The sequence below is a fragment of the Pseudomonas tremae genome, from assembly GCF_001401155.1.
Lineage (GTDB): Bacteria > Pseudomonadota > Gammaproteobacteria > Pseudomonadales > Pseudomonadaceae > Aquipseudomonas > Aquipseudomonas tremae.
The window spans coordinates 1-1,648 of the sequence record NZ_LJRO01000211.1 but is presented as its reverse complement, the minus strand read 5'-3'; the positions used below and the strand labels follow the sequence as shown (position 1 = coordinate 1,648).

Annotated in this window: 1 protein-coding gene and 1 other annotated feature; the gene reads right to left on the bottom strand. The window is 56.4% G+C overall.

Annotated features, from left to right (window positions below; all coding sequences use genetic code 11):
• Window positions 1-73: 73 nt before the first annotated feature.
• A protein-coding gene (locus tag ALO43_RS15450) for an IS3-like element IS51 family transposase (RefSeq protein ID WP_157062301.1) occupies window positions 74-1,296 on the bottom strand; the annotation gives its coding sequence in 2 pieces (ribosomal slippage) (window positions 74-1,011 and window positions 1,011-1,296; 1,224 coding nt in all).
• Window positions 902-1,018: a sequence feature (AL1L pseudoknot), on the bottom strand. It overlaps the preceding gene by 117 nt.
• Window positions 1,297-1,648 lie beyond the last annotated feature (352 nt).

Genomic DNA, 1,648 nt, shown 5'->3' with positions numbered 1-1,648 from the left:
GTGAGCTGAATTCAAAATAGGCTGGTCAGCAGGGTGAACCGCCCCGGGTTTCTCGGAGACCCTTTTGTTTGAGTCATGCCACGTGGGCAGACTCGGTGAGTTGCTGATAATAGATGGCTTCTGCCTCGACCGGTGGAATATGACCGATTGGCTCCAGCAGGCGGCGGTGATTGAACCAGTCCACCCATTTCAGCGTTTCCAGCTCCACCGCCCCCCGTGTGGGCCAAGAGCGTCGATGAATCACTTCAGCCTTGTAAAGACCATTGATGGTCTCAGCCAAGGCATTGTCGTAAGAGTCACCGACACTCCCGACCGATGGCTCAATACCGGCTTCGACAAGACGCTCGGTATAGCGAATGGACACGTACTGCACGCCACGGTCACTGTGGTGAATGAGTCCACCCTGCTTGACTGGGCGACGGGCGTAAAGGGCTTGCTCCAGTGCATCGAGTACAAAATCGGTACGCGCTGAACTGGACACCTTCCAACCGACGATGAATCGGGCAAAGACATCAACGATGAAGGCCACGTAAACAAAACCCTGCCAGGTACTGACGTAGGTAAAGTCCGATACCCATAGGGCGTTCGGGCACTCAGCCACAAACTGACGGTTGACATGATCCTGCGGGCACGGCCTGGCTTGGTCGCTGACCGTCGTCTTGACGGGCTTGCCGCGTACCACGCCTTGCAGGCCCAGCTCTCCCATCAGGCGTTGCACCGTACAGCGGGCGACTTGCTGGCCTTCACGCAGCAACTGTCGCCAGACCTTGCGCACGCCATATACCTGGAAGTGCTCATCCCAGACTCGCTGGATGTGCTCACCCAGTTCCTGGTCACGTTGCGCACGCGCTGACTGCTGGCTGGGGTCAGCCTGCTGAGCAGCGTACCGGTAGTACGTCGACGGGGCGATTGGCAACACCTTGCAAATCGGCTCGACCCCGTAAGACTGGCGGTTTTCATCAATAAACGTCTTCATCGTTTGAATGGGCGGTCGAGCTCCGCCTGGGCAAAATAGGCTGAGGCCTTACGCAAGATCTCGTTAGCTTGACGCAACTGACGGTTCTCACGCTCCAACAGCTTGACTCGCTCACGTTCGACTGTGCTCAGCCCATCACGCTGGCCGCTGTTGCGCTCAGATTGGCGAACCCACAGCCGTAATGTCTCGGGCGTGCAGCCGATCTTGGGGGCAATGGCACTGATGGTGGCCCACTGCGACTCGTACTCAGGAAGGTGTTCGAAAACCATCCTGATGGCCCGCTCACGGACCTCTGGGGAGTACTTCGGTAGTTTTTTCATCGCTCCATCCTCTCAAAGGTTGGAGTCTCCGAGAAACCCGGGGCGGTTCATGCAAGCCTTTCTGTAACGGCTTCGGTAATCCAAGTTTTGTGCGATACGTTGCTGGGCCGGTACGAGCATTCGGCATCAATGGCTTCAGATACCCCGGAAGCTAGGCGCAGGGTGGATCGTTCGAGCGCTGAACTCGAATAATTACTGAGAATTTTCATGGTTGTCATTCTGGCGCCATTCTGCGTACAGGCCAAGGGTTTCAGCTGTGGATAGCCTGACACCTTGAGTGCTCAGTTGGCTCCTCAGAAAACAATAACAGGCCAACAAGGGGTTCTAATCACAAACCGCCGAAATTTCCGTC